General features: G+C 49.2%; 30 protein-coding genes and 1 tRNA gene. 5 read left to right on the top strand and 26 right to left on the bottom strand.

Annotation, left to right across the window (positions count from 1 at the left end):
* The 3 genes from mnmM to PIL01S_RS21690 all read left to right on the top strand — a co-directional run bounded on the left by mnmM (position 1) and on the right by PIL01S_RS21690 (position 2783).
* The gene (gene mnmM, locus PIL01S_RS21700; RefSeq protein ID WP_127539337.1) at positions 1–585 is read left to right on the top strand and encodes a tRNA 5-(aminomethyl)-2-thiouridylate-methyltransferase MnmM; all 585 of its coding nucleotides are present in this window, start codon (positions 1–3) and stop codon (positions 583–585) included.
* Positions 586–797: 212 nt separating this feature from the next.
* Complete coding sequence (locus PIL01S_RS21695; protein ID WP_095288348.1) at positions 798–1775, top strand: type I phosphomannose isomerase catalytic subunit; 978 nt, start codon at positions 798–800, stop codon at positions 1773–1775.
* A 27-nt stretch (positions 1776–1802) separates the two neighbouring features.
* The gene (locus PIL01S_RS21690) at positions 1803–2783 is read left to right on the top strand and encodes an alpha/beta fold hydrolase (RefSeq protein WP_127539336.1); all 981 of its coding nucleotides are present in this window, start codon (positions 1803–1805) and stop codon (positions 2781–2783) included.
* A gap of 124 nt (positions 2784–2907) precedes the next feature.
* Here PIL01S_RS21690 and odhB read toward each other — a convergent pair whose 3' ends face one another.
* From odhB to PIL01S_RS21640, 10 genes are all read right to left on the bottom strand, one after another.
* Positions 2908–4191: a 2-oxoglutarate dehydrogenase complex dihydrolipoyllysine-residue succinyltransferase gene (odhB, locus tag PIL01S_RS21685; RefSeq protein ID WP_095359138.1), complete on the bottom strand. Its 1284-nt coding sequence runs from the start codon at positions 4189–4191 to the stop codon at positions 2908–2910.
* A gap of 5 nt (positions 4192–4196) precedes the next feature.
* Positions 4197–7070: a 2-oxoglutarate dehydrogenase E1 component gene (locus PIL01S_RS21680; protein ID WP_127539335.1), complete on the bottom strand. Its 2874-nt coding sequence runs from the start codon at positions 7068–7070 to the stop codon at positions 4197–4199.
* A gap of 560 nt (positions 7071–7630) precedes the next feature.
* Positions 7631–7704: transfer RNA gene (locus tag PIL01S_RS21675), tRNA-Pro, on the bottom strand.
* Positions 7705–7915: 211 nt separating this feature from the next.
* The gene (locus PIL01S_RS21670; protein WP_127539334.1) at positions 7916–8347 is read right to left on the bottom strand and encodes an NUDIX domain-containing protein; all 432 of its coding nucleotides are present in this window, start codon (positions 8345–8347) and stop codon (positions 7916–7918) included.
* 256 nt (positions 8348–8603) lie between these two features.
* Positions 8604–8858 carry a hypothetical protein gene (locus PIL01S_RS21665; protein ID WP_127539333.1) on the bottom strand — a complete coding sequence of 85 codons (255 nt, stop codon included), beginning with the start codon at positions 8856–8858 and terminating at the stop codon, positions 8604–8606.
* On the bottom strand, positions 8855–9340 hold the full coding sequence (locus tag PIL01S_RS21660; RefSeq protein WP_127539332.1) for a GNAT family N-acetyltransferase: 486 nt from the start codon (positions 9338–9340) through the stop codon (positions 8855–8857). The genes PIL01S_RS21665 and PIL01S_RS21660 overlap by 4 nt, the downstream gene beginning before the upstream one ends.
* A gap of 182 nt (positions 9341–9522) precedes the next feature.
* Entirely contained in the window at positions 9523–9945 is a 423-nt protein-coding gene (locus PIL01S_RS21655) for a GNAT family N-acetyltransferase (protein ID WP_127539331.1), read from the bottom strand.
* 142 nt (positions 9946–10087) lie between these two features.
* Entirely contained in the window at positions 10088–10462 is a 375-nt protein-coding gene (locus PIL01S_RS21650) for a YybH family protein (RefSeq protein WP_127539330.1), read from the bottom strand.
* Between the two features lie 43 nt (positions 10463–10505).
* Positions 10506–11000 carry an 8-oxo-dGTP diphosphatase gene (locus tag PIL01S_RS21645; protein ID WP_127539329.1) on the bottom strand — a complete coding sequence of 165 codons (495 nt, stop codon included), beginning with the start codon at positions 10998–11000 and terminating at the stop codon, positions 10506–10508.
* Between the two features lie 147 nt (positions 11001–11147).
* Complete coding sequence (locus PIL01S_RS21640) at positions 11148–11933, bottom strand: DUF3891 family protein (RefSeq protein ID WP_127539328.1); 786 nt, start codon at positions 11931–11933, stop codon at positions 11148–11150.
* Positions 11934–12129: 196 nt separating this feature from the next.
* On the opposite strand from PIL01S_RS21640, the gene coaA reads away from it, so the two are divergent.
* Positions 12130–13059 (top strand): type I pantothenate kinase, encoded by a 930-nt coding sequence (coaA, locus tag PIL01S_RS21635; RefSeq protein ID WP_095359147.1) that lies wholly within the window; start codon positions 12130–12132, stop codon positions 13057–13059.
* Between the two features lie 62 nt (positions 13060–13121).
* Positions 13122–13484 carry a DUF423 domain-containing protein gene (locus tag PIL01S_RS21630; protein WP_127539327.1) on the top strand — a complete coding sequence of 121 codons (363 nt, stop codon included), beginning with the start codon at positions 13122–13124 and terminating at the stop codon, positions 13482–13484.
* A 71-nt stretch (positions 13485–13555) separates the two neighbouring features.
* Here PIL01S_RS21630 and PIL01S_RS21625 read toward each other — a convergent pair whose 3' ends face one another.
* The 16 genes from PIL01S_RS21625 to PIL01S_RS21555 form a co-directional block, all read right to left on the bottom strand.
* Positions 13556–14089, bottom strand: a complete 534-nt coding sequence (locus PIL01S_RS21625) for a histidine phosphatase family protein (protein WP_307720999.1) — start codon at positions 14087–14089, stop codon at positions 13556–13558.
* A gap of 42 nt (positions 14090–14131) precedes the next feature.
* Positions 14132–14914, bottom strand: coding sequence for a glutamate racemase (gene murI / locus PIL01S_RS21620; RefSeq protein ID WP_127539325.1), 783 nt, complete (start codon positions 14912–14914; stop codon positions 14132–14134).
* A 98-nt stretch (positions 14915–15012) separates the two neighbouring features.
* Positions 15013–15399 (bottom strand): hypothetical protein, encoded by a 387-nt coding sequence (locus PIL01S_RS21615; RefSeq protein ID WP_127539324.1) that lies wholly within the window; start codon positions 15397–15399, stop codon positions 15013–15015.
* A gap of 24 nt (positions 15400–15423) precedes the next feature.
* Positions 15424–15864, bottom strand: coding sequence for a hypothetical protein (locus PIL01S_RS21610; protein ID WP_127539323.1), 441 nt, complete (start codon positions 15862–15864; stop codon positions 15424–15426).
* 91 nt (positions 15865–15955) lie between these two features.
* The gene (locus PIL01S_RS21605; protein ID WP_127539322.1) at positions 15956–16651 is read right to left on the bottom strand and encodes a GNAT family N-acetyltransferase; all 696 of its coding nucleotides are present in this window, start codon (positions 16649–16651) and stop codon (positions 15956–15958) included.
* Position 16652: 1 nt separating this feature from the next.
* A complete protein-coding gene (locus tag PIL01S_RS21600; protein ID WP_127539321.1) occupies positions 16653–17018 on the bottom strand; it encodes a hypothetical protein in 366 nt (121 codons plus the stop codon).
* 111 nt (positions 17019–17129) lie between these two features.
* Positions 17130–18029: a serine/threonine-protein kinase gene (locus PIL01S_RS21595; protein WP_127539320.1), complete on the bottom strand. Its 900-nt coding sequence runs from the start codon at positions 18027–18029 to the stop codon at positions 17130–17132.
* Entirely contained in the window at positions 18026–18574 is a 549-nt protein-coding gene (locus PIL01S_RS21590) for a GNAT family N-acetyltransferase (protein ID WP_127539319.1), read from the bottom strand. Before PIL01S_RS21590 ends, PIL01S_RS21595 begins: the two co-directional genes overlap by 4 nt.
* Complete coding sequence (locus PIL01S_RS21585; RefSeq protein ID WP_127539318.1) at positions 18571–19152, bottom strand: DJ-1/PfpI family protein; 582 nt, start codon at positions 19150–19152, stop codon at positions 18571–18573. The genes PIL01S_RS21590 and PIL01S_RS21585 overlap by 4 nt, the downstream gene beginning before the upstream one ends.
* Before the next feature lie 20 nt (positions 19153–19172).
* Complete coding sequence (locus PIL01S_RS30075; RefSeq protein ID WP_261780056.1) at positions 19173–19295, bottom strand: hypothetical protein; 123 nt, start codon at positions 19293–19295, stop codon at positions 19173–19175.
* Between the two features lie 39 nt (positions 19296–19334).
* A complete protein-coding gene (locus PIL01S_RS21580; protein WP_127539317.1) occupies positions 19335–20192 on the bottom strand; it encodes an SDR family oxidoreductase in 858 nt (285 codons plus the stop codon).
* A gap of 98 nt (positions 20193–20290) precedes the next feature.
* Complete coding sequence (locus PIL01S_RS21575; RefSeq protein WP_127539316.1) at positions 20291–21607, bottom strand: F390 synthetase-related protein; 1317 nt, start codon at positions 21605–21607, stop codon at positions 20291–20293.
* Positions 21604–22464: an MBL fold metallo-hydrolase gene (locus PIL01S_RS21570; RefSeq protein ID WP_127539315.1), complete on the bottom strand. Its 861-nt coding sequence runs from the start codon at positions 22462–22464 to the stop codon at positions 21604–21606. Before PIL01S_RS21570 ends, PIL01S_RS21575 begins: the two co-directional genes overlap by 4 nt.
* On the bottom strand, positions 22458–23453 hold the full coding sequence (locus tag PIL01S_RS21565) for an NAD-dependent epimerase/dehydratase family protein (protein WP_127539314.1): 996 nt from the start codon (positions 23451–23453) through the stop codon (positions 22458–22460). The genes PIL01S_RS21570 and PIL01S_RS21565 overlap by 7 nt, the downstream gene beginning before the upstream one ends.
* Positions 23450–24670 (bottom strand): ATP-grasp domain-containing protein, encoded by a 1221-nt coding sequence (locus PIL01S_RS21560; protein WP_127539313.1) that lies wholly within the window; start codon positions 24668–24670, stop codon positions 23450–23452. The genes PIL01S_RS21565 and PIL01S_RS21560 overlap by 4 nt, the downstream gene beginning before the upstream one ends.
* Positions 24660–25661, bottom strand: coding sequence for a beta-ketoacyl-ACP synthase III (locus tag PIL01S_RS21555; RefSeq protein ID WP_127539312.1), 1002 nt, complete (start codon positions 25659–25661; stop codon positions 24660–24662). Before PIL01S_RS21555 ends, PIL01S_RS21560 begins: the two co-directional genes overlap by 11 nt.
* Between the last annotated feature and the right edge of the window lie 134 nt (positions 25662–25795).

Genomic DNA, 25795 nt, shown 5'->3' with positions numbered 1-25795 from the left:
ATGGGCTTTCTCTCGGTTCTTAGCTGCGCCCATCAATGGGTTTCCTCCCGTTTGCAGCCCGGGGATTTTGCAATTGATGCTACAGTAGGCACAGGTGCGGATACCCTGTTTCTCGCACAGCAGGTTGGGAAACGCGGGCAAGTCATCGGTTTCGATATCCAAAATGAAGCGCTGACTCTTGCACAAGCCCGAATTCGTAAACAGGAAGACGGCTCAAAGCTCGGTTCCATCTCCCTAATGGAGTTAAGCCATGACCGCATGGCTGAAGCTGTTCCCGAGCAATGGCAGGGCCAAGTGGGCGCAGTCATGTTCAACTTGGGATACCTGCCCGCCGAAGGTGCGGATGCTTCTGTTATTACTCTAACGGACAGCACGATTGGGGCATTGGAAGCAGCACTGGGCTTACTAAGACCACGCGGCATAATTACAGCTGTATTGTATCCGGGCCATGAGGGTGGTGCACAGGAGGCAGATGCAGTACTGTCCTGGTGTTCGGCTTTGCCTGTAGACCAGGCACAAGTTGTAATGTACCGCCAGCTGCAGCGCGCAGCCTCTCCATTTCTGATTGGTATTGAGAAAAAGTAATTTCCTTTACTCTTCAAATGCCATAAAATAAACACATTAAATAGCACGACATCGCTGTGCATGAATATGGGCCAAGCTCTAACCTTGGCTCGTTTACTATGACGAGGCGTGCTTTACATATTTGGCTGCTGCAACCGTATACAATCCGGAATGCACAGGCATGGATTTGATTAAAGCGATTCACCACTTCATATACTAGAGGAGAGATTACGATGTCTAAGCCATACCCACTACAATTTCAACCCGAGTTTAAGGAACGTGTATGGGGAGGTCGGGCGCTTGAGCAATTCGGTCTGACACCACCTGAAGGACATATTGGAGAAGGATGGATGATTGCAGATCATCCTAACGGTACAACCAAAGTCATTAATGGCGAACTTGCTGGTAAAGGTCTGGATGAAGTGCGGGAACAGCTAGGCACTTCGTGGCTCGGAACAAAAGGTGTATCTGAAAAAGGCGGACGCTTCCCCCTCTTGATCAAACTGCTGGACTGCAATGATGATCTATCCGTACAGGTTCATCCGACAGATGATTATGAAGCCCTTCCTCCAGGCGAACTTGGCAAAACGGAAATGTGGTATGTGCTGGACGCGAAACCGGGAGCGCACATCATCTATGGTTTAAACGAAGGAGTCGATCGTGCGGTGCTGAAGGAAGCATTGGAGAATGGCACCGTGATGGATACGCTCCGTCAAGTACCGGTTGAAGCGGGAGATACGTTCTTCATCCCTGCCGGAACGGTACATGCTCTGTGTGCAGGAGTGGTCGTTGCCGAGATCCAGCAAAATTCGGATACAACTTATCGGATCTACGATTATAATCGCCCAGGACTGGATGGAAAACCACGCGAGCTGCATGTTGAAGATTCCTTGAATGTGACTGCCTATGAGGGCGCTGGTGCTACCACAATGAAAACCAATAACGCGACACCTGGAGAATGGCTGAAGCTGGCGGAATGCCCTTATTTTGTCGTAGAAAAAGGAATTGTTACGGATCGGTGGGAACTCTCTACTCATGCTGACAGTTTCACCATTCTCGTCGTTTGTGAAGGGAACGGAACCTTGGAATGGGACAATGATACGCAGGAAAAAATTGAATTGAGCGCTGGACAATGCTACCTGCTGCCTGCCAATCTTGGAGCTTATACACTGGATGGCAATACGACAGTTCTTCGTTCTTATCTACCTTAATCAAACCAGTGAAGGAGGGGTTACACGATGCAGGAATCTACGTTTGCCCTTGTGGGTAATGAAGGTACCCGCATTCATGTCTACCGCTGGCTTCCCGATCCGGAATGCGATATCAGAGGCGTTGTACAAATTGCACACGGCATGGCCGAGACCGCAGCACGATACGCAGAATTCGCCGAGTGTCTTACCAGTCACGGGTATGCTGTCTACGCCAATGACCACCGAGGACATGGGAAATCTGTCGAGAATCCGAAACTGCTCGGCAATGCCGGAGCAGACGCCTTTCGCTGGATGGCAAGTGATATGATCAATTTAGGTGAGGTCGCATCCAAGGAACATCCGGGAGTTCCCTTGTTTCTGATGGGACATAGTATGGGGTCGTTCCTGGTGCAGCATCTGATGTATGCTGGACATGAACGTTACCATGCATTTATTTTGTCCGGAACCAATGGGAAGCGTGGTCTTCTCCGATTTGGCGAAAAACTCGCACTCATGCAATGTGGTATCCAGGGTGCGGCACATCCAAGCATGCTGCTCAACGCCATTGTGTTTGGCGGCTTTAACCGTTCCTTCCGTCCGGCTAACACACCTTTTGATTGGCTATCACGTGATGCGGATGAAGTTAAACGATTTATCGACGATCCATTGTGCGGGGCCATCTGTACCGCCGGATTCTTTCGTGATTTTTTCAAACTGTTGTTGGAAATCCATATGCCTGAACACATGAAGCGGATTCCAAAAGATAAAGCAGTGTATCTGTTCTCCGGAGAACTGGACCCTGTTGGACTGAATGGTAAAGGTGTGTATAACCTGGTCTCCCAGTACAGACAGCTTCAGATTCAGGATGTGGAGTATCGCCTGTATCCCGAAGGACGGCACGAGATGCTGCACGAGACCAATCGTGAAGAAGTATGCTTGCATGTGGTCAACTGGTTAGAGCGTCACACGCCGGGCTCCGAGCAAGACAGCACGAATGAGATTCGTGATACACTCGCTGATACGGTCTGACTTTCCTTACAAAGCTATAGCAATACGAAAGCCCCTACCGAGGGACACAGTTTGCACTGTGCTCCAGGTAGGGGCTTTCTGCTAGGTGAATCTATAATGATTGCTAATGTTGTTTCGGTCCGTGTTACCCTTCGATCAGCAAGGATTCTGGATCTTCCAGCAGTTCCTTCACCGTAACGAGGAAGCGTACTGCCTCGCTACCATCGATAATACGGTGATCGTAAGACAATGCGATATACATCATTGGACGATTTTCCATACGCTCTGCGTCGATCGCCACCGGACGAAGCTGGATCTTATGCATACCGAGAATACCCACTTGAGGTGTATTCAGGATCGGTGTAGACAACAAGGAACCAAAGGTTCCGCCATTGGTAATCGTAAACGTACCGCCTTGCAGGTCGGAGAGCGCAAGAGAGTTGGAGCGAGCTTTGGAAGCGAGGTCCGCAATACTCTTCTCAATCTCAGCGAAGCCCAGTCGATCTGCATCGCGAACAACAGGAACAACAAGACCTTCCTTGGCAGACACTGCGATTCCGATGTCGTAATATTTTTTGAGTACAACATCTTCCCCATCAATCTCAGCATTGATAGTTGGGAATTTTTTGAGTGCGCCAACCACGGCTTTGGTAAAGAAAGACATGAATCCCAGACCGATATCGTGCTTCTCTTTGAACTTGTCCTTACGACGTTTACGAACATCCATGATTGCAGTCATGTCTACTTCGTTAAAGGTTGTCAGCATTGCCGCCGTTTGCTGTGCTTCTACCAGACGCTTCGCAATGGTAGCCCGGCGACGGGACATGCGTTGGCGTTCAACCGGTTTAGCATAAGTAGAACCTCCAGCTGCCGGAGCACTTGCTGGTGCTGCCGGAGCTTTGCTTGCAGGAGCTGGCGTTGAAGCCGGTGCCTGCGTGTTATGACTTTTTACGTCTTCCTGATACACACGTCCAATCGGATCTTTGCTCTGAACCTGATCCAGCTCAATGCCGCGCTCGCGAGCAAGCTTGCGTGCAGCTGGTGAAGCCGTTTTGGTTCCATTCTCGGAAGATTCCGGAGCTGCAGCTGCAGGTGGAGTTGCTACCGCTACTGCCACTGCTTCTGGAGCTGGGGCCGCAGCCTGTTGCTGTTCTGCAGCCGGCTGGGAAGCGGGTGCTCCGCTTCCTCCTCCAGTTCCTGCTCCCAGCGTACCAATCGTTTCTCCGATTTCAACCGTCTCGCCTTCCTGACGAATAATTTTCTCGAGTACTCCGCTCTCTTCGGCACTGATTTCGATATTTACCTTATCTGTTTCCAGCTCCAGAAGAACGTCACCCTGATTTACAGTTTCGCCTTCTTTGACAAGCCATCTGGAAACCGTTCCTTCAGTAATCGATTCACCCATTGCAGGTACTTTAATTTCACTCACAGCTGTTACCTCCCCAGTGGAATATTATTCTTCGTCGTTTGCTTCAACGCGGATGTAATAATCTGTTGCTGTTCCATGCTATGCACACTTTGATAACCGCTGGAAGGACTCGCGTGTTCCGGACGGCCTTCGTATCTCACGGTTGTTCCTTCCGGTGCAATAGCGCGCAAGCGAGGTTCCATGTATGTCCAGGCTCCCATGTTTTTGTTCTCTTCCTGAACCCAAACCAGTTCTTTCAGCTTGCTGAAACGTGCAAGTACGCGCTTGATTTCTTCCGCCGGGAACGGATACAGCTGCTCAACACGAATAATGTGAAGCCAGGACCAGTCGGCTTTGTCTTTCTCAAAAGCGTCCTCGAGATCGATGGCGATCTTACCACTGCACAGAATGATGCGTTCTACGCGATCCGGTTTGGTTCCAAGCCCTGCTTGTTCAAGTACAGGCTCAAACTTGCCTTCACTGAACGCTGCAGCGGGAGATGCAACACGCGGATTACGAATAAGACTCTTCGGCGACATCAAGACCAGAGGACGTGCATCTTCTGTTTCAGTCAACGAAGCCTGACGGCGCAGCAGATGGAAATACTGGGATGCACTCGTCAAGTTGGCAACCGTCATATTATCTTCTGCACAGAGCTGCAGGAAACGTTCGAGACGGGCACTTGTATGCTCAGGTCCCTGCCCTTCATTGGCGTGAGGAAGCAGCATGACCAGACTCGATTTTTGAGACCATTTGGCACGGCCAGCAGATACGAATTGGTCAAAAATAACCTGTGCACAGTTGGCGAAGTCACCAAATTGAGCTTCCCAGATAACAAGCGTATCCGGGGAATACACGTTATATCCATACTCGAATCCAAGCACAGACTCTTCCGACAGCGGGCTGTTGTAAATGGCAAACGCTGCACGTGCTTGTGGCAGATGATGCAGCGGGCAAAATGTTGTCCCGTTCTCCGAATCATGCAATACCAGATTCCGGTGAGCGAAGGTTGCACGTTCTGCGTCCTGTCCGCTGATGCGAATTGGCTTGCCGTCAGCCAGAATCGTGGCAAATGCCAGTGTCTCGGCAAGACTCCAGTCCACTTTTTCGCCCTCGTTCAGGGAAGTGCTGCGACGCTGCAGAATACGCTGCAACTTCGGATATACATTGAAGTTCTCTGGCCATTTCAACAGATCGGCATTAATGCTGCGCAGATTCTCCAGCGGCACAGCTGTTGGAATAAGCGACACCGCCTCAGGTTGAGTGGCTTTCAATTGTGACTGCTCATGAACTTCATTTTTCTTCATTTGTTCATAAGCTTCTTTCAGACGATTAGTCACCGCATCGCGAATGCTGCCAATGGAGGCATCATCAATAACGGCTTCCTGCTTGAGCTGGTCCTGATACAGATGACTCACTGTAGGGTGATTCTTCACTTTTTCATAGACCTTCGGTTGGGTTGTCTCCGGATCGTCCGTTTCATTGTGACCATAGCGGCGGTAACCGATCAGATCAATCAGGAAATCCTTTTTGAACTTGTTGCGATATTCTGCTGCCATGCGAATCGCCGCGATACATGCTTCCGGATTGTCTGCATTCACATGCACAATCGGAATCTCGTAACCTTTGGCAAGGTCACTCGCGTAATAAGTAGAACGGGAATCGCTGCTATCGGTTGTAAACCCGAGACGGTTGTTCACGATAATATGAATCGTTCCGCCGTTTTGATAGCCCGGGAGTGCTTTGAAATTGAGCGTTTCCGCCACAATGCCTTCACCAGGGAAGGCTGCATCGCCATGCATCAGAATTGTCGCTGCTTTTGTAACGTCCTGTTTCGGATATCCCGGATCACGCCGATCATCCTGCGCCGCACGTGCAAAGCCTTGAACGACAGGGTTAACGTACTCCAGGTGACTCGGATTGTTAGCCAAAGTCAGACGAGCCTGTACTGCTTCGCCATCTTTTACAAAGCGGTTCGCACCAAGGTGGTATTTGACATCCCCTGTCCAGCCGTAATTGATTCCTGTCGATCCTTCAGACGGAACCAGATCCTTGTTCGGGGAATGATGGAATTCAGAGAAAATTTTGCTGTATGGTTTACCCAGGACATGAGCGAGCACGTTCAGACGACCCCGGTGAGCCATCCCCATCAAAATGTGGCTTGAGCCCGAGTGTGCCATAATGCGTACTGCTTCATCCAGCATCGGTACGAGCACGTCGTTTCCTTCAATCGAGAAACGTTTTTGTCCCACAAACGTTTTGTGAAGGAAATCCTCGAACTGCTCTACCTCAACCAGACGTTCCAGCAGTGCCTTCCGTTCATCCTGATTCAGTGGTGCCGGGGAAGTCCGTGATTCAGCACGGCGGTTCAGCCACTCGCGTTCATGAACTTCATGAACATGGCTGAATTCATAAGCGATCGGACCTGTATAGATCTGGCGCAGACGCTGAATGGCATCCCAGCCGTTGCTCGTCTGTCCATCTGCACCTTCCCAGATCAGGGATGCGGGCAGTGCTTTCAAATCTTCTTCATTCAATTCAAAATGCTTCGGTTCCAATAAAGATGTATCTGAATCTTCACTTATGCCAAGTGGATCAATATCCGCGGCAAGGTGACCATAAGTTCGAATATTCCAAACCAGTTTCCCGGCTGTAACCGCTTTCTGTAATAATTGAATATCCACGCTCCCGGAAGCTGTTTGGGCGTTGCCGGAATAAGTGGCTGTATGTGCATCTCTGCCAGGCATCGGCGGAGCACCCCATTGTTCAAACAATTCCCGATATGCGGGTGTAACCGATTCAGGATCTTGAGAGAATAATTCATATTGTTCTTGTACGTATCCCAAATTGGGTCCATAGTAACTTTCCCAGGGCTTCTTGTTGCCTTCCTCGATCGTCATCGACGTTCCCTCCGTCTTGATTTAGTCGTGTTTTTTGACGGAAATCATTGACTAAGCCGTAATTTGCGTTCGTTCAACATTTTAAGCGAAATTTTTCATGAAGTCCAATCATCGTGATGTTGGGGGTAAATAACGTTGTTCCGACGCTCCCGTCAAGGTTTGTCTGCGTTTTCAAAAACATAATAAACAATAATTGGATATGCCGCCGACACAGATGTCGAATAGTGTCCCGATCTGCTCGAGGGTTCCATCTAGCTCAATGTAAATCGAATTCGTTTTCTAATGTCTATTCTATAAACTTTTACGCTCAGGAGCATTTCCTATTTTTAGTTCAATTGATGCATAAATTAGATGAATCAGATAAATGAAGCATAAACTCTGCATATCGCAGATAAATCTGTTCCCATGTTTCCGCATTAACCCCCTTTAATATGAATTGTAGTCCATAACAAGCCAAAACAAACCGTCCAGTTAAACATTAACCATTTGAGAACAGATTCAACAAAAAAAGACCGTGAATCGACAGATTCACAGCCTTCACTTCGGTGTACAGTTTCGAATCGGAGTAGCGGGATTTGAACCCACGACCTCACCCACCCCAAGGGTGCGCGCTACCAGGCTGCGCTATACCCCGAAAAATCGCAAATGAATTCGCAAATAATAACGTGTGGTCTTTTCATACCACAAGGTCGCTGAATCCTATTGCGGGATCCCAATCAACATATATCCAAATTATACCGTACGCTCGCTTCACCTGGCAATATATAACATTGCGTCTACCGATGTGTTTCTATAAAAAACTCTATCGTACCAAATCCATGGATCCCGATATACAACCCTGGCTCTTAACTACGTCCATAGATCATATGTAATGCAAATGGGGTTAAGGAGAGCTGTTGAATCTGCTCCATTGTGAACCAAGCCGCACCCAATGAATCTTCCCCATCCGGTCCTTTCCTAATCTCACTTGCCTGCTTGTCAGACCCCAACTGCACATCATACAAAATGCCGATATGATAAAGCTCCTCAGGCATTCCCTGATACACCCAATGCACAACATTGGATTCCGCGGTCCGAATGGTCACCTGCACATCTGTAAGACCCGTTTCTTCTTCAATCTCGCGGTGCAGAGCGGTCTCCGGCTGTTCTCCGAATTCCAGCCTGCCACCAGGCAGATCCCAATGACCTTTATACGCCCCACGTGCTTTATGAATTAACAATATCTTGTGACCCCATCGAATGAGACCATATACCCCCAGATGTGTATGTTGATTCATGGATGACTCCTTCTTTCATCTGTGAGGTATCTGACTTGTTCCTCCAATTTTCGTATCCGCTTATTCATCTGATAAAACGATGGAGTGAAGATTAACCCCGTTATAATGACAACCACCCAGAGCATACTCAAAGGCTTCAGCTCCCTTTTCAGATTCATTTAGCATGCAATGACAAACGAATATCCAGCTCACTTCCTTCGATCAACATGGCCGTTAACCCATGCTCCGAACCGGACCGATGGTTTTCACCGTCCATCTAAAACGCAGCTTCTCCAGCTTGGATAACTACACGTTCCCCCGTTTCACCTTCAACCCAGCCTTCACCTTCAAGTACCAGAAACACCTGCTCCCCTACAGCTGGATGCAGACCCAATTCTCCACCACCAGTGAGTTTGAGATAAGACACATGGCAACCCGAGGTGTTTCGAAATATTGGCGTAATTTCTGCTCCGCTACTTCCAAAAGCGGTAACCGTTCGCGCATTTCCAGGTGCTACATGATAAATTCTCACTTGTCGTTTTCCTCCGCTAGGGTATCCACGTCCACCGCCAGGCGGATCATATCCACGCAGCGAATACCGTCCTCGATAATCTCTTCATCGTAATGTCTTACAAAATAGTCGCGATCAACTCCTATAATGCGAAAACCGCAGCGCTGATACAGCTTCAACTGATGAAAGCTTGAATTGCCTGTTCCGATCTCGACCGTTCGACAGCCCAGCCTGCCTGCTGCTTCAATTGCTTCCTTAATCATGTGCTTGCCGACGCCTTGCCCCTGTAATTCTTCCTGAACAGCAATATTAACAATCTCAACAGTCTCGGGCCGGGTCTTAAGCAAAACAAACTCGCCTACCATCTCGCCTTCATATTCGGCGATAAAACATAGACCACGACTTAAATATTCGTCTACTTTGGCTTTGGAGGGATCAGCCATTAGCAAAAGTTCATAGGGCTTTTCCTCTTCCCAATCCAGTATTCGGAACGTTAGTCTCATACGGATCTCCACCTTTTCATCGTAAAATATTCTTTTACGGCCCGTTTGCTGAAGCCTATGTATCAGCTTAAACGCTAAACTCGGATGATTCTCGTCACACGTTGGCACTAGGACTAATAGCGAAATATATCTTGAACTCACTTCTAATCTGGTCATAGTGAAACATCTTATATTTCTATTTACTATAAATACGTTGCTCCATTCTGATTGGAATAATGGCGAACCATCATGCCGCTGGCTCTGCGCATTCCCTGCCTCTCATAAAAAGGCTGCGTTTCGGTATCACATAACAGATCGATCATGTACAAACCCTGGAGCCTCTTCAGCATCCTCTCTGTTAGCGTTGTCCCAATCCCCTTACCTTGGAACTCCGGCACCACTTCCAGCAATGGAATGTATGCACTAAGCACCCCATCCGAAATAGCTTGAATAAAGCCTATGACCTTCCCTGTCTCATCATCCACTGCAAGCTCAACTGCATACGATTGCTCCAACAGTCTCAAAAAAATCGCCTTCGACGGTGGATTGGGCCAGCCATCAAAAAAATGTTCGCTCAGTTGTTCCGCGCCTATTCCGTCCAGATTTGATCGGTATGACACCTTCATTGTTCACATCTCCCATCAAAAAAAGCAAACCTCATTATATCACAATATATGGATACGTATACATAGAAATGGATGATACATTCTGTTCAAGTCCCTAGTACGTTCATAACCCTACCGTATACATGATTTCTCTTATTAAGTTTCACCGTTTTTCCCCTGCGCTTAGATGCTCATGAATTAACTTCCATTCCCCATCAGGCCCGGTAGCAAACACATTCGTCGCTCGACCGTTCCCTGAAGCCGGTTTCCCTTCGTAGATACCTTCCCAATGATAGGTGTAAATGCAGACAGCCTGAGTCTCACTTACCGTAATCCAGGTGAGGTCTTTTGCTGCATATACTTCTTCTTTTACCATGTCCCAAGCCTGTTCAAAATAGGAACGAATGGCTTCCGTTGTGGTGCAGGAGGTGCCTGTAAACCAATAGACCGCATCTGCCGAAATCCATTTGCTCACCTCATCGAAATCGTGTGTATTCGTTGCTGCGATGTATCCCTCAAAAGCTTCTTGGTATCCCATTATGTCATCTCCCTATGCCAGTCATTATCATTTTTTCTGCTCCCTATCTCAATACCGCATCGGTATACATCATAAACGTTTCTTGTAGTGTACGGTTTGTCGACTTTTCCCAGATCACGCTACGTTCAAATGTACCTTCTTGGAAGAAGCGCGGGAATCGTTCTGCAAACCAATCCTGCATAGGCAGTTCAAGCGCCTGTTCCACCGGGATCCACAGCAATTCGCCTTCAGGCGGATCCTGCAATAATTCACCTTCAAATGAAGTGGCCAGATAATTAAAAACCATATACCGCAGTCCCTGCTCGGGATCACAAAACTCATCCAACCCCTTGTATGTAATCTCACGGACCACAAGTCCCGTTTCTTCCTCAACTTCCCTCATAGCCCCGTCCACGATGCTTTCCGGAAAATCCACCTTACCTCCAGGTGCAATGTATCCCGGGAATCCTTTGCGATCAGGTCTGTTCATCAATAAAACCTTGCCATTGTGCTTGTCCCACACCATACACATCGTAAATATGTCAATTCTGGTACTCATCGTTATCCTCCTGCGCTGATCTCACATGGTTGTACATTAACATTTCTGGTCATCCCTTGAATTTTCCTGCCTCTTCGCAAGGATAAAAAAACAAAAGCAAACAGACCTCGAATTTATGTTCGAGGCCTGCTATTAATCCTTTACGATTCAGTCCATAATTGTAATCAACACTCTGCGTTCTTTCCACTCGGCACGACGATAAGCCTGAAGCAGGCCAAATTTGCGAATGCTGGCTTTGGGTACCGATTTGTAAGGCAGACCGACTGTGAATTCCTGAGTAAATGGAAAGTAGGAGAGTCCTACCTTTTCACCCGAGATCCATTCGGCCCGAATCGGTTGTCTTCCACAAGCATCAAAGGTGCAGCTGAGTCCCTCTGCAAAAAAATCATAGCGCGATGCGGGGGTTCCCGGCTCCTCCATACAGAGAAAAAGACTTAGCTGATCACAGAATAACATGATCTCCAGGTCGCTTTGCAATCTGCGCTTGAGTTCATCTCCTCCGCCGAGCTGCTGCTGCCAATCCTCCTGAAAACGTTGTTCTTTCTTCAAATATTCCCTGATATCGTCATCATCGTTAGCGTTAGCACCCAGGGTATTCTGAAATAGCTCCGTGTACATCATGCTGCACAATAGCCCGGCATACAGACTTTTTTCACGGACTTCGTCAATCCCTTTTTGGTAAAATACAAAACGCGGACGCAACGGAAAATCCCGAAACGAATACGGGGACTGACTGTAATCATTCCAAAAAGGTGCGGAATCCAGCTCAATCCAGCCACGGTCGTGTTCTCTTGCTGCAAGTATAAGCTCCTCCCGGTGACGGGAATCAGCGAGCAATTCATCTTTCCAGTGGGAAGCCATCACGCCGGCTACTTGTCCATGCTCATGCTGTGCGGTCAAAACAAAATCATGCTCTCTCTCATATACGATCATTTGCTGTCACCCTTCCGCATGGTATACTTCGACTTTTACATATACTGGTCTAAATTGTCCCATTATCTCTTCACTTTTTCTTCTTCACCCGGACGGCATAACAAATTTGCAAATGTAAAGGTGTTGTCAGTTGCCTGAAATTTGGTACACTAAAGATTGTGTCACTGATTACATTACATACAGAAAGCGGGATCTCATGAATTTATACTCTCCTTACATCGAGTTTAACCGCAAGGAATGGGCTGAACTGAAAGAACATCAGACCACCCTTCCACTGACGGAAGCCGAATTGGAACAACTAAAGGGATTGAACGAAGAAGTATCCATTCAGGAAGTGGAGGATATTTATTTACCACTTACCCACTTTATTGACTTATATGCAAGAGTTTCACGTGAATTGAATCGATTAACGGCTTCTTTTTTGAAAAAGGAACAATCTCCCGCTCCCTACATCATCGGAATTGGAGGCAGTGTTGCCGTGGGCAAAAGCACGACAGCCCGTTTGCTCCAGGCCATGCTCGCCAGAGGTAAAAACAAACCCAAGGTTGACCTCGTTACGACCGACGGTTTTCTATATCCCAATGCCATTCTGGAAGAGAAAGGCATCATGAACCGGAAGGGATTCCCCGAAAGCTACGATATCAAGTCTCTTATTCAGTTCATGGGCGATGTAAAATCGGGTAAACCTGAAGTAAAAGCGCCAGTGTATTCCCACCTTGCGTATGATGTCATTCAAGGAGAAGAGCAAACGATCTGTCAACCGGACATCCTGATTATTGAAGGCATTAACGTTCTGCAGGTGAAAAAGGAAACACCGCTGCTTGTCAGCGATTTTTTTGACTTTTCCATCTATATTGATGCAGAAGAGGAGCACATCCGTCATTGGTACATTGAACGTTTCAAGCTGCTGCGCAGCACAGCATTCCAGAATGCAGATTCCTTCTTCCATGACCGCTTTGCCAACATTGGTGAAGAGGAAGCTGTACTGACGGCCAGTCAGATCTGGCAGGACATTAACGCCAAGAATCTGCACGAGAACATTTTGCCAACCAAGGGACGAGCCAGACTGATCCTAAGAAAAGAAGCCGACCACTCGATTCAGCACATTAAACTGCGCAAACTCTAAATTGCTATCAGCAAGCTGTACCGAAGATTAAACTACCCCTCTACTAAAGGAGACAATAGCCTATGCAAACCTTGGTTGTACTCGGTAGTATCATGATGTTTCTCGCCGTAGCTCTCGGAGCGTTCGGTGCTCACGCGCTCAAGCGAAAATTATCTGCAGACATGATCAAAATATACGAAACCGGAGTTCAGTATCACATTGCCCACGGTCTCGGATTGATCCTTCTTGGCCTGATCGCCGATCGCCTGGAACAGTCTTCGCTCATTATGGCAGCCGGATGGCTGCTGTTCGCAGGCATCCTTCTATTTTCGGGCAGTCTCTATGCACTTAGCATAACGGGTGTCCGCAAACTTGGTGCGATTACTCCGCTTGGCGGAGTCGCATTCCTTGCCGGATGGGTCATGGTCATGATTGCCGTTTTGTAATACAGAACAGATTGTAAACGAAAAAGAGTGTTCTAGCCGATGTAGATGATCGCTGGAGCACTCTTTGTTGTTTAATCTGTCCATATTCTGCGAATGGTAGGTGGCCCCTGTTCTCCCGGCTGCCGTTCCAGCACATACACATCGGGATTGGTTAGCAACCTCCACTCTTCGTACCCAAAGGACCTTTGATAATGGCGAAGGAGCAGAGATAGTATGTTGCCATGAGTTATTACAGCCGCAGATTGCTCCGGACGACTCCAGCATTCCTCCAGCACTTCCATCCCACGTGCGGTCGCGATGCGTGACGACTCTCCTCCTTCTTCTGCGAAGTTCTCATCCGTATATGTCCGTTCCAGCACTTCCATCCAATTCTCCAGATGGCGAGTGCTGAGCACTCTTTCCTGAAGACGCTCATCGGTATGTAAATGTTGAGATGCAGCTCTGGCGAGCGGGGCTGCCGTCTGGAGCGCTCTTTTCCACGGACTGGAGACAATATAAGCTATCGAATGAACAGCAAGTTTCTCCGCCAAACGCTCTGCCTGACGAAGACCATCATCTGTAAGTTCTGCATTCGGCTCCTGTCCTGTTGCCTTGGCGTGTCGAATGAGATAGATCGATTGCAGGATTCTCTCCTCCTCTGGTACAGCTCATCTGGACATCGTGTCAAGATACCGAAGAGCAGCCTTCATTTTCTCCTGATCTTCCAATTGTCCTCCTGAACTCAAAAATGTAACCTGCTCCTCCGGTCTCTTCCCATGCTGTTCCGTCAACTCAAGCAAATGCTTCAGACGGTTGACCGTGCCTGCACTGCCATCAATAATCTGTACATGTTCCGGAAGTACTGTCCGGAGGATATGTGAATAGAACGGATAATGTGTACAACCAAGTACAACCGTACCGTATGAATCCAGATCCAGATCAGCCAATTTCCGGCGAAAATACGCAGCACTTTTTTCCGGATTAAAATCCAGCCGTTCACACCATTCCACGAGTTCAGGCAGTGGCATGGAATCCACACTGTGATGGTCATCCACGCGGGATACGAGTTCGTTATATTTGCTCTGACTCAAGGTCAGTGCCGTTGCAAATACGAGAACTCTCCTCCCGCTTTCACGGTTCATCTCTACAGCCGGCTTCACCGCAGGCTCCATCCCGATGACGGGGATATCATACCTGGCACGTAAATCTTTTACCGCCAGACTTGTCGCCGTATTGCAAGCAACCACGATTGCTTTTACATGTTCCCGCACGATCGCTTCCGCGCAATCAAAGACATGCCCTCTTACTTCATCGGCCGATTTGGTTCCGTAGGGGACATGAAGCGTATCTGCATAATACAAAAATTGTTCTTCAGGCAGCTGCTGTAAAGCTTCATGTAGGACGGTTAAACCGCCGATGCCCGAGTCAAAAAATGCAATTTTCTTATTCAAGGGTTTCACCTCTATAACGTATTCTTTTGGGTACCAGGTCCAGGAACCTGTATTTCCTGCTCATGATGACTGGAGGTGAGGATTGTTCTAGAGAACTATTATTCTTCATTCATTTTATACTGTCTAAGCCAGTCTTTGCCACTGTTCCACTCGTTCACGGAATTCCGCTCCCCGAGCAGCTCCGTACTTGCCTGAGCCATAATCCATTCCCTTAGACCGTTATCGGAGCTGGACTCAAGTTTCTGTAAAAGAACATGCAGCCCTTCCTCACCCGTATTCAGGATCAGTCCATACGCCTCCGGGCTGCCTGTAATATAATCGTTAGGATTACTGCTGCTCATGATTACAGATTCATTAACCATTTCCTGCAGGCTGTGCTCAATCACCCCTGATATACTCTGTTCTTCGGTCTGGACCGAGCACGCTCCCACCATAATTACAATACTCAGGGATACCAGGCTGCGTACCAAATGTTTACGTATCATCGGACCACGCCTTTCAACAAAAGTTTAACGAAATAGGGACCTGCCATTCATTTCCCAGTACCGCTGCTCCTCAGGCACCCGATCCAGGAAATCCACATAGGATATAACCCAGCCCTGAGGCATGTAATGTTCGAAAGACGCCGGCTCGGGAAACATGGAGCAAAACTGTCTTTGGTCAAAATCCACAAGGAATGACGGTACAAACTTCAACCACTCGTCACCTTCTGGATGCTGCTTCCTAAATTGATAGAGACGGTCTCGCAGCTCTGCGGCGGTTACTCGCTCATCCTGAATAGTCTGCAAGAATGCTGCAGCGGTTTCCTCGTTCAGTATTTCAATGCCGAACCGTTCCTCCATCTCCACATTCAAAAACCAGTACTCCCGCTCAGTTACATACCAGCAAAACGTCCCGCGAAACAAGACTCCCGCAATGGTATTCTGCGCATATTCAGGCTCTGTCTTCATAATTATACTCCTCCCGGTAAATACGGATATGAGCTTCAATGACATGTTGCAGATCCTTTTGTACATATATCCGAATCACCGGGTTCACCCTCTATGACGAAGTCGTAATGCTGAAATCCATGCCGTATTGGTACAGTCCCAGTTTGCGGGCCACCTGCTGCGAGGAAAGATTGTCCCAGGATGTACTGTAGAGAGGAATACGTCCGCTCTCTTGCACGTGGTACTGCCAGCATTTGACCGCCTCCACCCCATATCCATGTCCTCTGTACGCAGGAATTGTATGCAGGCTCGCTTCTGCGCCCAGCTCCGAAGTTCGGGCAGAGCAGCATACGGCTACGGCGGAAGCTCCAATAACATAAGCGACTACAGGTGCTTTCGCATGCAAGCGTCCGATGAGATCGTGAAAATGCTCTTCCAGCAAAAACGTATGATGGCGGTCAATAAGCTGCACACGTGAATGCCACTTATCCCATTTCTCCCGGAAAACAAAGGCAGGCCCCATCCATAGATTCTTGACGGGCTTATAAGCCTCTATCGTCCCTAGAAGCTTTGGAATGTCAAGCGGAAGCTTCGCTTCAGTCGCCAGCTGATCCGTAAGGTTTGGCGGCAGGTCCTCATGATAATAAGGTAGAAGGCCCGCGGAAGTCATGCCAATAAACAAGGCAGGCGCATGCCCGCCTTCCGGTTCGTTAATGCGAGTCAGACGCTGCTGCGTGTTCATCGTATATAGTGTTTGTACCTGTATTTTCATCAAGTCAGGCGGTTCAATATTGAATAGGGAATCCATATTATTCAACCAGCCTTAGTAATAACCGTTCGCCTTCACTTCGTTTATGAACGGACTTTTCCAGAAACTCGGCCAGTTCCCGCAATTCAGCCGGACGATATCCGGGCCCGCAGCCACAACTATGGTAGGTGAATCCGTGGCGATAAAGCGTTGCTACCTTCTTCCATTGCTTCAGATCACTTTGCTTCGGTGCTCTAAAATCTTTTCCCATGCTAACCATGGGTGCCGCACACTGCGGGCATTTACATTCAAGCCTTTCATACACTTCAGGAGCGAGATCATGTCTCGATGTTTGCTTAAATGATTTGCGGCAGTCGAAACAGGCATACGTGTCTTTGTATGGCCCTGACATGGCATATCTGCACAAAGAACTGCACCTCCCTCATTAATTTCCATTATACGGTATATTCTAGGGAGATACGAATGCAAACTGGTAATTCCTAATGGAGAAAATACTGAACTGAATTTTTTGGATCCATCATTCACCAGCAATACATTCATCCTGTCTTACCGCCAGCTTCCAGGCTTCACCGAGTTCCTTCACGGATGCATAGCGACGGGCCCGATCAGGATCCACTGCTCGAATTACAACCTGATATAAGGCTTCTCCAGCCTTCCACTTGGCATATGAACGGTCCTTCTCTCCACCAAGCATTACGAACGCCGTTGCACCCATGTTGAATACATTGGTTACACCATCCATGGGAGCACCGAATTCAAACTCCTCGGGAGACATGAAGCGGGATGAGCCCCACATGCGTCCCATGGTATTGGTAAACGAACCCTTCTGATACAGATCGATATCACAAATCTTGATCGTATCCTGTTCAAAATCATAGATCAGACTGCCATCGTAAAAATCAACAGCCACATACCCTTTTCGTTCCACCTCAATATGAAAATTCAAAATCTGCTCCATCGCCTGAATCTGTATCTTAATAGGGAGCTGCCTGAAACGATAATACGGTGAACGCGGATCTTCATATTTCGCTGGAGCCGGAAAATACCACTGGGAATGCAGACATTCTCCATCCACCCAATCAAATACACAGACATAACCCTGTTCCGTTGCAAAATGATCTCTTAGTCGAATCAAAGCGTCATGCTTCAAATCCTCGTAGACTGAAACAGAAGATCTCAAACTACTGATGGCTTCCGGCGGACTATTAAGTGTACTCGCATGAATGGTACGTGCTCCCGCATATTTAACAAAGAGCCTTGTACCGTCCTCCTGTATCATACCAAAGGACAGATTGCCGGAATCCTGCTGATCAAATACGCGAAATACCTTGCCCAAGGGCCGTAACCATTCGAAAGAATGGGGCTCTTGTAATACAAAGGCATTACCGTCCACTTCAAGATGAACCGTATCTGTCATATGGACCTCACAGATGGATAAACATATGTCATATGGGCTTCATCATACCCTTGTCCCTCAACTTCAAGAGCATAATTCTCTATGCCATACGTTTCGAATCCGTATTTTTCGTATAACCGTCTGGCTGATTCATTCGTTGTAACCACACTCAGGTTAATTTGCCTGATGCCCTCCAGTGTCTCTCCCCGCTTCAATACTTCTCGGAGCAACCTTGAAGCAAGCCCATGCCCTCGATATTGCGGAGCCACGTACACTCCCCAGATGAATCCCTTGTGCCTGAGTTTGAGGCCGTATTCTCTCTTGAAACCCATCATTCCAACCAGTGTTCCTTCTGCTGTATAGGCTCCAAGGATGTAATCATCGGGCTCGTTATGTATGCGATCCTGCACTTCACTCATGGGAAGCTGAACAGACAACTCGTATGATGCTCCGAAGGACTCCGGATGATTTTTCAACGCCTCCAGACGCAAAGACCAGTATTGATCCGCTTCATCGCGCCGAATATTGCGGATATTGAACCTGCTCTGCTTGATATCTTCACTCATTCTTCGATCACTCCTTGCATCTCGTAAGGATAGTCGATCTGCCGCTTCACATTCTCGGCTGCCTCCCGTCCGGCAAGCAATCCAAGTACGTAAATTCCGAGATCAATCGACGTGGCGACACCGCCGGCTGTAATGACATTTCCGTCCTTGACAATCCGGGTCTGGATGACCTCGTCTGTGTACGGCTGCAGTAGATCATACACATTAGGATGAGTCGTAGCCTTCTTACCAGAGAGAAAACCTGCCGCACCCAGCAACAATGAGCCCGTACATACCGACACCTTCATCGGAACCTTCTCTGCCTGTTTCAGCCATCCCACGAATGCTTCATCAAACCGAAGCTTGCGCGTACCCATGCCACCAGGAACAAAAACCATATCGTACTCGCCCAAGTCCGGCTTCACTCGATCCACTTGGAGCGTTAATCCGGATTCGTCCGTGACCTGATCGGTCATCGCGCAAGTTTCCCATGTACTGCCGTTGGTTGGTTCAAAGAAATTCAGCCGGTTGATCACATCATAAAATCCTGCAAAATCAAGAAAGGTTAAACCATCAAACAAAACAAAAGCAATTTTCAACGTGAAAACCTCCCATGTTTTTATTTCGACGCGTCTCGTTCCATCGCTTCCTTCACCCAATCACGTTCAGGAAGCTTGCTGTTGATCCGGAATAACAGTCCTACAACGGCTAAAAGCAATACAATCACGATGACTTCGAACAAGCTCAGGGCCCCTCCTGACTTAAATTTATTAAGTCTGCCCTATTTCAGACCACGCGCAATAATCCACTCCAACCACTTCCACGGAAGCAGCGTTTTGCCAACAATGAGCACACGAGATCCTTTGCCGAGTGCATAGCGGAGCCGGGGTGCACGCATCCGTGCAATGCGGGCGATCAGGTCAGCCACTTCCTGCGGATCGGGCGCAGTCTGGCCCGCATGTGCAGAGTAACGAAGCACCGCATCCAGCTTTTCTTTATAAGGGGAGTCATCATTGCGGTGAATTTCACCGAGCCCTTTATTCCAAATGGGTGTGCGATACGCTCCCGGCTCAACCAAGACTACCTTTACGCCAAACGAAGCCATCTCATGCCGAAGACTTTCGGTGAAACCTTCCACGGCAAATTTGGAAGCAGCATAGGGCGCATAGCCCGGGAATCCCGACAAACCGCTGACACTGGAGAGATTGATGATGAGTCCCCGCTTCTGTTCACGCATGACCGGAAGCACCGCACGCGTCATTGCAATGAGACCGAAGAAATTCGTCTCCATTTGCCGCCGCCAATCGTCCATCGTTACTTCCTCAATGAAACCACCAACCGCAAACCCTGCATTGTTCACCAACATGTCAATTCGCCCATACATCTGAAGCACAGCCGCAACAGCCGCCTGTACCGAATCCGAATCCGTCACATCCAGACGTATATAATGCAATCGATCTGCAATGCCTGCTTGTTCTGCCAGCTGGACTAATTGTTCATTCCTGCTCAGATCGCGCATGGTTGCGGCAACCCGGTATCCCTGCTTGGCAAGTGTAATCGCAGTAAGCATGCCGAACCCACTCGAGGTGCCTGTAATTAACGCTACAGGTGCAGTCTCTCCCTTAATGTTCTGTACCATCTCCCCGTCCACCTTCCTCCATTGAATCGATTAGCTTCTCCCTTTCTATCATCACACGACTGAACATAGCTGAATATCCGCTTCGCTTAAGTCCAAGTTCAACCACGTTGTCTCTCCACTCTGCGCAGCTTGGTCATTCCCGGTTCGAATGTATAGGGAACGTAATCCGTCTGTGGCACAGCACACTCAAGCCGCTCCCCCAGTTTCAGCAGTTGACGCTGCACCTCGCCTTTCACCCACGCGAGATCATCACCACCTCCGCCAAGGCGAAGAGCGATTTCCAGTGATCCGTCCCTGCGCTGAACAACACGGTAGTGTTCCAGATCCGGGGAGGCAGCAATGACCGCACGGGTGATGAAGTCCGGAAATACAGGTACCTCCTCACCGGTATGACGATGTGAAAAATAAAGCGTATCATCACAGCGACCTTCGATCCGCTCAATGGCGGTAAAGGGTGAGCCGCAGTCACATGGGAATGCCGCCTCGGTTAGAATGTCATTCAGCCGATACCGGATTATCGGCTGTGATGTTCTGGAGAAGTCCGTAATAATGGGGACAAATCGCCGGGAAGCGGAATCAATAAACTCCTTTTCAATATGGACAATATCTTCATTCAAATGCAATGTGCCAAGACGGCAGGTCGCACCCAGAAATCCCTCTGTACATTGGTAGACTTGATGAATCGTTTGACCAAAGACGCGCTCCAGCACCTTGCGATCGAGCGGATCCAACACTTCGGCGACAGAGATGATTTTCTCCGGTATCACGGTCAACGAACCCGCTTGATAAGCATCGGCCAGCATTCTCAGCATGGATGGAGGAGCTACCCACACGGTGGGACGATACTCTTCCATACGCTCGACCAAGGTATGCACGGGTTTCAGCAGATCAAAATATTGAAATTGCAGCTTGCCCCGCTGCACCGTTTCATACAGATTACTGTTAGCCCGCAGGAAAAAAGCAATCTTGGCAGGCTTCCACAGCCCACCAGGCAGCAGTTTGGCCAGCACAGTCCCCGTCCAGGCATCCTGCTCCCGCTCACTCACAAGAAATACTCCCCGGTTCCCAGATGTCCCAGAGGAAAGACCAACCGTAATGCCTTGAACAGAGGGTTTAAAATCACGTGTGTCCTCACTTTCTCCGGCAAGGGTCATGGCTTCGTTCTTCGAAATCCCGACCGTGTTGAGCTGGTCGAAATGCTGCATCATGATCTTTTTATCGATTATCGGAAAGCTCCTCCAGGCGGATGCTTCAGCATCTCCCCACCACTCTCGGTAAAACGGAGACTGTACACGAATTCGCCCGATATGCCGAAGGATCTGACGTTCCTGCCAGTGTTCAAGCTCCTTACGTGATTTCCATTTTCGCAGTCCACGTGCCAATGCATAATGATAAACAATTCGCATGGTACTCATATGTAATTCCCTCCCGTCCCCCACGCATTCAGCGCTTCCAGACAGTGGCTGGGTACAATCCGAATCTCGGGAAACTGCTGATGCAGCCGCACGAGTTTGTCAAAATTCATTCTGTATTCGGATCGATCCGACATGATGATGCCTGCGAGCACATGCGGTCTGCGTTGTTCACGGAAGGCCCGGCTGGACCACACCGCATCCGCGCACAGGAAGTATTCCTGTTCCCCCGTGCTGAGCAGGATGCCCATCATGCCTTCTGCGTGACCGGATACCTCTACACCAAGCAGGCTGCCATCACCGAAAAGATCGTATACCTCAGAAAAAGGGAAGTCGTCTCCCGCCTTCGTCCATCGCTCTGATTGTCTCATCACGGGCAAAGAACGGTCTGCAAAATCTCCCGGCAAAAGTCCGGATAAGAACCCGGATTTCACTGCAGCAACCGGGCCGAGTGATCGCACGGCCTCATACGCTTGGGGCAGATAGATGAACTGTGCCTCCGGGAAATCACGCACCCCTGCGATATGATCGCCGTGAAAATGAGAGAGAATAATGTAACGAATATCCGACGCTTTTAACCCTAACCGAGCAAGGAATTGTACCGCACTGTCCTCTTCACGATACACCACAGGCGTAATATGGCGATACAGCGCATTGGGCAGATGTGCCGTCTCCTTGAAGAAACGGGAGCTGTATCCCGTGTCCAGCAGCATCGGACCATGCATGGGATGAATAATACAGGCAAAGCCTGCAGGAAAGGGCACTGGCCGTAAGCTTCCACCCCGAATTGTCAGAAACTCCGGATGGGTACAGAAGCCTGCAGCCCCCAGATGAAGTTCTACCTTCGTTGTTGTCAGCATGATTCTACCCTCCACCAATCTGCAAACTGCTGCAGGCCTGCTTCAATGGTTACTCGCGGTGTATATCCTATCCGCTCTCGGGCGTCATGAATATTCAGCGTTTGCGGAATGGCTAACGAACCCACGGTGTATCTGGTTAGCTGCGGTTCGCCTAGCATAGGCAGGAGACGATGCACACTCTCCAGCAGCGATGCTGCTCCATAAGCTGCCCTGTAGGGAATATTTCGGGGATGCAGCGGCATACCCAGTAATTCAAACAGATGACTCACCAGTTCGTGGAACGGCCTTGGGTCGCCATTGGAAATATTGTATGCCCTCCCCAGCGCCTCAGATGGCGCACTCCAGCATAACAGCAGCGCATCCACGACATTATCCACACAGGTGAGATCAATGACAGCCTGACCGCCCCCAATCATGGGCACACCTGATTTTCGGTTAGCTGCGACGATTCTGGGGAAAAGCGTCTGATCATACGGACCGAAGATGGCTCTCGGGCGAATCATGATGGAAGGAAGTCCGTTTGCATGGGCCCGAAGCACCACTTGCTCCGCCATTCTTTTGGTCGCTGCATAATGATTCGCTGGTTTGGCTGGCATGGGATCATCCTCATGAATGTCATATCGGGGTATATAATTAAAATACACGCTGGGCGTTGAGACGTGAATGAATCGCTGTACACCCGCTCGCCTGCAACCATCGACCAAATGCTGCGTCGCTTCCACATTGCTACCGTAAAAGTCCTGGTATTTGCCCCAAGGCGATGATAGTGCCGCACAGTGAAAGACGGCATCCTGATTGGTACATGCCTCAGCTGCTACTGACTTGTCACGCAGGTCACCTTGATAAAATTGGATCCCTTCGGCTTCCAGCTGAATACCGTATTCTTTTTTTCGGCCCATGCCCGTCACTATCCAGCCCTGTTCTGCGAGCCTTAGCGCCAGATGTCTGCCCAAACAACCTGTTGCTCCTGTAACCAATGCTCTATTCATGGTTGTTCACCGTTCCATTCTATGTCGTGAGTCAATGCTTCAGTCAGAGATAGCTTGTACTTGCGTGCAAGACGCCAGGCGGACAGCACCACGGCCGCTTGTTCCAGCATGGGGCGTCTATCATTCTGCAGGTGTACGACATCTCTTGTACCTCGCCATGCTGCCATCCATGCTCGCCACTGATCCGGTCGTCCAATCTGCTGCAATCCGCTGCCCAGCATCGGCAGCATGAGCATGGCCCTGCTGTGCTGCTTGGGCGTCATCAGGATACCTTCCTTCACCAGCGACTCAGGCGTAGTGATGGCACGCACCAATTCATCCCCCGGGTAGAAGAGATGGATTCCACTTGTAGCCCTGGGATTACACTCAATTGCAACCACCCGCCCCTCGGGTCCTTCAATAAAATCAAACCCAATCTGACCGCTAAATCCGGTAGCCTCTACAAATTGCTGAACCCACTCATATGTACCCTCGTGTTCCACGTGTTCGAAATAGACACTGGCCCCCACGCTGCCTGTGCGATAGCGGCTGTCATACGTGGTATGGGCCACCATGTTCCCTTCATGCACAACACTGTATGTGCACAATGCTCGCCCAGAAACGTAAGCCTGTGCTACCCAAGGGAGGGCTGATGATATTTCTGCCTTACTCGGTGGCACGTTTCGTGAGCCCGGCATGCGAACTCTGGCGGCAAATCGGGAATATACCGGCTTCCATACCCACTTCCCCTCCGTTTCCAGAACAGATTGGGTTTGAATCCATTCTTCCCGGCTGCGAACCAGACGCGTATCCGGTACAGCAAGGCCCATGGATTGCGCAAGCTGGATGAAATGAAACTTGTGATGCAGCTTATGCAGCTGCTCCAGTGGAGAAACAAGAACATGGCAATAAGGACGCAATCTCTCTGCTCCCTGCGCAATGTAGAACACTTCTTCACACATCGGAAGTAGCAGGTCGATCTGCGATGCTCGAATGATCTGTTCGAGCTCAGACAGATATGCCGCTGTTTCATGACGCGGGGATGGTACAACAAAGCATTGCTCCACTGCACTGGACAATCTGCACAGATGACGTTGTGCACTCTCCGCAACATACACACGGTAACCTGCGCGCCGGAACATGCGTGCCAGATCAAGTGTAACGGGAGCACGCCCTCCAGTGAGTAATACACTTCGGATTGCCGCAGCATCATCGGGTTCTCTGAATCTAGTAATCAAAAATAAGTCCTCCCAATGACAATCCAGCGGCCGTTCCAATGAAGAGCACCCGATCACCTCGCCGGATACGCTGCTGCTTGATCGCCTCATGCAGTCCCATGGGAATGGATGCGGCAATGGTATTCCCATGGTTTCGTGTAATGTCCATAAAGCGGTCTTCGGGAATATTTAATTTTTTGCGAATCAATCTCATGGCCATGGCACTGCCTTGATGCGGAATGACCAGCTTAAAATCTTCCATCCGGTTTCCGGAGGTCTTCAGCATATCGTCCATGAATCCGGGAAGAAGCCTGGAAGCCATCCGGAAGATCGCCTGCCCATCCATATGAAAAAGGTAAGGCTCCGGCTGATCGGCCATATAATTCGAGGCATGCAGCCGTGTTCCCCCACCCGCTATTTCCGAGAATCTCGCCCCTCGGCTGTACGTCTTCAGGGAAGCATGCACAATCCGGGAAGATTGCCCTTCTTCGGAACGTTCGATAATGACCGCAGCGGCTCCATCGCCAAAGAGGGCCGCACTCTCCTTATCCGACCAATTCAAACCTGCAGAAGCGATCTCCGTTGCTACGAGCAGTACCCGGCGATAACGACCCGCATCCACCATATAGGACATAACGTCCAGACCGTTTAGAAAACTTAGACAGGTTGCATCCATATCAAATGCCGGTATACCTGATTCCTGCTCTCCCATGGCCAGTTGAATGAATACTGCAGTGCTTGGCAAAGGCTGCTCCTTCGTACCGCTGGTGCACACCAGACAGTCGATATCGGCAAATTGCAGTCCTGCGTCGGCAAGCGCAGCTTCTGCAGCTCTCGCCCCCATGAACGAAGATGTTTCCTGACCTGAAGCATAATGGCGAACACCTACGCCTGTGGCTTTGGAGACCCAGCCTGCCGGCACATTCAAGCGGATATCCAGCTGCTCGTCCGTTACTTTCCGCTCCGGCAGATACTTGCCCGTTCCGGCAATTCTCACTCTTCTAAGTTGCATTTCCCCAACCTCTTTCTGTTTCATCTGACTGATCAAATGACTTTTACACTGCACCAGAGATCCCGAAACGTCAGCGGACCCGAATCTCCAGAACATACAGCAGAAGGGCAGATCATCTGCCCTTCCGAATGAAA

This window comes from Paenibacillus illinoisensis NBRC 15959 (assembly GCF_004000925.1).
Classification (GTDB): Bacteria; Bacillota; Bacilli; order Paenibacillales; family Paenibacillaceae; genus Paenibacillus; species Paenibacillus illinoisensis.
This window is presented reverse-complemented; position numbering and strand designations above follow the sequence as displayed.